Raw genomic sequence first — 3,578 nt, forward strand, 5'->3', positions numbered from 1 at the left:
ACGGGCGGAATGTCGGGACTGACGGCGACCGTGAACGTTCCGCGTTCTTTGTACTTGTCGGGAACCATTGCTGCGATCTCGGGGTCGGTTTCGTAGGTGCGCTGTGCTGCCTGGGGTGCCGGGCCGGCTGCGGAGGCGCTCTGATCTTCGGGATTTGCGCAGGCGTTCATCGTCAAGATGGCCACAAGAGCCAGGCCGAGTGTGCTCAATTGCTTTTTCATGGATGTCTTCCTTGGAGTGAAGTTGCTGTTCGCATGATGTGAATCTGCGGTTTCTTCTCGCGGCACAGGCATTTCATGTACTGGTCGAGAGCGCGATGGAGGAGAAGAATTCTCTGGCGCGGGGGTGCGATGGGTGGTACATGACTTTTTCCGGAGCGCCGCGTTCTATGATTTCCCCGTCGGCCATGACCACGAGTTCATCGGCAACGTCGCGCGCGAAAGACATTTCGTGGGTAACGATGAGCATGGTGCAGCCTTGTTCGGCCAGCAGTTTCATGACGGCCAACACCTCGCCCACCAGTTCCGGATCCAGTGCGCTGGTCGGTTCGTCGAAGAGCAGTATTTCCGGCTTCATTGCCAGAGCCCGTGCAATCGCGACCCGCTGTTGCTGCCCGCCCGAAAGTTCGTTGGGATAATGGTTCTTTTTGCTGCCCAGGCCGACCCTTTCCAGCAATACGGAGGCCTCTTCCCTTGCCACATCGGGGCGGATACCGCGCACCGAAATCGGGGCAAGGGTGACATTCTCCAGGGCGGTGCAGTTTGGAAACAGGTTGAAGCCTTGGAAAACCATCCCAAAAATCAGTTTCTGTTGGCGCGCAGTCTTGGGCGAAACCTGGATGCGGTTCTCTCCGCGAACGGTCTGGCCGAGCATCTGCCCCTTGAAAAAGATGGCTCCGCCGTCGATTTCTTCCAGCGCATTGATGCTGCGCAGGAGGGTGCTCTTTCCGGAGCCGGAAGGCCCCACGATACAGATGACCGATCCTGCCCGGACCTCAAGATCGACGCCCTTCAATGCAGTGAAACTGCCAAACTTCTTTTCTATTCCTATGAGCTCGAGTATCGGAGCCTGGTCAGCTGTGCTCATCGAACACCCCCGTCGACGTTAGTGGAGCTTTTGTTTTCGGATTTCTCAGCGATCCCCCGTGGGCTTTCCTTATGGACCCTGCGGTCAAAGCCGCGGCCGAACCGCTTTTCCAGCAGAGACTGTCCATACATGGCGATCGATGTGAGGACCAGATACCAGATGACGGCTACCGTCAGAAGTGGAATGGTTTCGAAGTTCCGCGCGTAGATCAGCTGTGCCGTGGTCAAGAGTTCGGTATAGCCGATGACGGTGACCAGCGACGTGTTCTTGAACATCGTGATGACCTCGTTGGCCATGGGAGGCGTGATGACACGGATGGTTTGAGGGCCGATGACCTTGGAATAGGTTGTCCAGGGCGATAGTCCCATGGCGCGGCAGGCCTCAAACTGACCTCGATCAACGGCAATGATTCCGGATCGGAAGACCTCCGCTGATTTACCACCCAGGTATAGGGAAAGTCCGACGACGGCAGCCGTGAACCGCGAGATGACTTCACTGGTGGGCACCTCGAAGAACGAGGGCCCGAACGGTATGCCGATGCCCAGCGTGGGGACCAGTGCGCCGAGGAAGAAGATCATCAACAGGAGCACGAGCAAGGGCATCGCCCTGACGACCCAAATATAGAGTGATGCGATGGCACGCATCACCGGCAGGGGCGACAGTTTCGCCCAAGCCGTCAATATGCCTAGAACCAGGCCGATAACCGTCGACACAACGGTCAGAACAATCGTATTCAACAGGCCCTGCATGATGCGCTGGCTGAAAAGATAGTCCTGGACCAGAGGCCACTTCCAATTCTCGTTGAAGAGAAAGAACTGCGCTCCTGCAACAACCAGATACACCGCCAGCGCTCCGGTTATCCACCTGCCGGCACTTCTGCGTGGCTTGATGGGTAACTTCGCTGCTCTTTCGGCCGCCCGCTGCGGCGCCCTCTCAGTCAGTGTTTCCACTAATACCTCCCCTTATGGTCAACGGCACGGCTGCAATTGGTGCGAACAATGATCCGTCGTGTTCAGGCGTCCTACAGTCCTGCCCTCCGCGGCTTCCGGTGTCACCCGTACCTTGCAGGGCTGCGATCAATGTGATGTACGCCATGGCTAAACCTTGGTGTAATGGTCCTATGCGTGTAAACCCTTACGGAGAAGATCCTGTCCGCCTCGCGGTCGCACTCGTCAACGAGCCCCCGGCTTCCTGGCAGGAATTGGCCGACCGCTGCACCGCGGCAGGAATCATAGTTCCCGACGGTACGGATGAGACGGACCTCATTGAAGTCAACAAGATGCTTGAGAAGTGGCTGCTAATCGTCGACGCGCCGACGCCCGAACTGCGGGCTGACCTCCTGAACAAACTCCTTGCCGAGTCCTCGACGCATCCGGCACTTGTCAATCATGAAAATTCGGGATGGCACCTGCACTACCGCCCTGATGATCTCAGACTGAGTGCGGTTGTGGCGTCGATGATCCATGTCGGCACGGCCCTCCATCTTGTCGGCAGGGGTATGCACCGGCTGGGCAGGTGCCAGCTGCAGGGATGCCACCGCGTTTACGTCGACCTCAGCCGCCCGGGGACTCAACGGCACTGCTCGCCCCAGTGCGCCAACAGAAACGCGGTCCGCCGCCACAGGGCTCTTCAGGCGAACAGTTGAGCAGCCGCGCCACGGAGGAACCCTGCACGGCCAGGGACCGGCGCGCGGCTCCCTGAACGGCCGACCGCATCATCACCTCCTGGGCGGATCTGGACAGGCCGGCAAGCTTACCCGAAAGTTTCGCGCAGTCGCACCATGCTGCGTCCGTTCCGTCCCAACAGGGGCCAGCCCCTTTCAGCGTGTTCCTCCGCCGACTTTCCATGTAATGGTTTACAGGCACAAAGCCATTACATAAGAATGAGGCACACAGACGGCATGAAGGCTCTGATCATGCCGCTCCGAAAAGTTTTCACTGCATCAGGGACATTGAACCGCTCGATTGGAGTTAATCGTGATTCAGCCATCAATTGGAGTCATCGGTGCCGGTGTAATTGGCCTTTCACTGGCACGTTCACTGGCTTTAGCTGGCGCCAAGGTAACTGTTTTCGAACAGACCGCTGTCGGCGCCGGCACTACTTCCACGTCTTTCGGATGGGTAAATGCCAACGGTAAGAATCCGGACTCGTATTACGAACTCAATGTCGCCGGAATGCGCGAGCATGCGGAGCTGCAGGCCAGCACGAAGTCGCAGGCCGAATGGTTCGTGCAGGCAGGAACTTATGAGTGGCACGTTGATCCTGAGGCGCAGGAGCTGTTCTACCGCCGCACGGAGCGGCTAAAGACCCTGGGATATTCCATCGAGCAAGTAACCCGAAGCGAAATGGCTCAAAGGCTCCCCGATGTAAACATTGATCGACGGTCGTCCGATATCGCTTTCTTTCCCGAGGAAGGGTATGTCCACACGTCCATTCTGCTTGCCCGCCTGCTGTCTGAAGTCCAGGAGCTGGGAGTACAGTTCCGATGCCCC

4 protein-coding genes and 1 pseudogene are annotated in these 3,578 nt (G+C 58.0%); 2 read left to right on the forward strand and 3 right to left on the reverse strand.

The window, feature by feature from the left end; genetic code table 11:
- The 3 genes and pseudogenes from AC5RW2_RS41440 to AC5RW2_RS41450 form a co-directional block, all read right to left on the reverse strand.
- Window positions 1-221 (reverse strand): annotated as a pseudogene (locus tag AC5RW2_RS41440) (hypothetical protein); the annotation flags it as partial.
- 73 nt (window positions 222-294) lie between these two features.
- Entirely contained in the window at window positions 295-1,086 is a 792-nt protein-coding gene (locus AC5RW2_RS41445) for an amino acid ABC transporter ATP-binding protein (RefSeq protein WP_494032904.1), read from the reverse strand.
- The gene (locus AC5RW2_RS41450; RefSeq protein WP_494032903.1) at window positions 1,083-2,036 is read right to left on the reverse strand and encodes an amino acid ABC transporter permease; all 954 of its coding nucleotides are present in this window, start codon (window positions 2,034-2,036) and stop codon (window positions 1,083-1,085) included. Before AC5RW2_RS41450 ends, AC5RW2_RS41445 begins: the two co-directional genes overlap by 4 nt.
- A 170-nt stretch (window positions 2,037-2,206) precedes the next feature.
- Between AC5RW2_RS41450 and AC5RW2_RS41455 the strand changes: the two genes are divergently transcribed.
- Together AC5RW2_RS41455 and AC5RW2_RS41460 are read left to right on the forward strand one after the other, a co-directional pair.
- The gene (locus tag AC5RW2_RS41455) at window positions 2,207-2,731 is read left to right on the forward strand and encodes a CGNR zinc finger domain-containing protein (RefSeq protein ID WP_494032902.1); all 525 of its coding nucleotides are present in this window, start codon (window positions 2,207-2,209) and stop codon (window positions 2,729-2,731) included.
- A 331-nt stretch (window positions 2,732-3,062) separates the two neighbouring features.
- Window positions 3,063-3,578: NAD(P)/FAD-dependent oxidoreductase (locus AC5RW2_RS41460; RefSeq protein WP_494075317.1), on the forward strand; the 516-nt coding region annotated here is incomplete at its 3' end.

The sequence above is a fragment of the Arthrobacter sp. B0316-1-20 genome, assembly GCF_059091865.1.

Excerpts from the sequence above, each read along its gene's own strand:
- AC5RW2_RS41455 (WP_494032902.1), top strand. The coding sequence starts at position 2,207 with ATGCGTGTAAACCCTTACGGAGAAGATCCTGTCCGCCTCGCGGTCGCA.
- AC5RW2_RS41445 (WP_494032904.1), bottom strand. The coding sequence starts at position 1,086 with ATGAGCACAGCTGACCAGGCTCCGATACTCGAGCTCATAGGAATAGAA.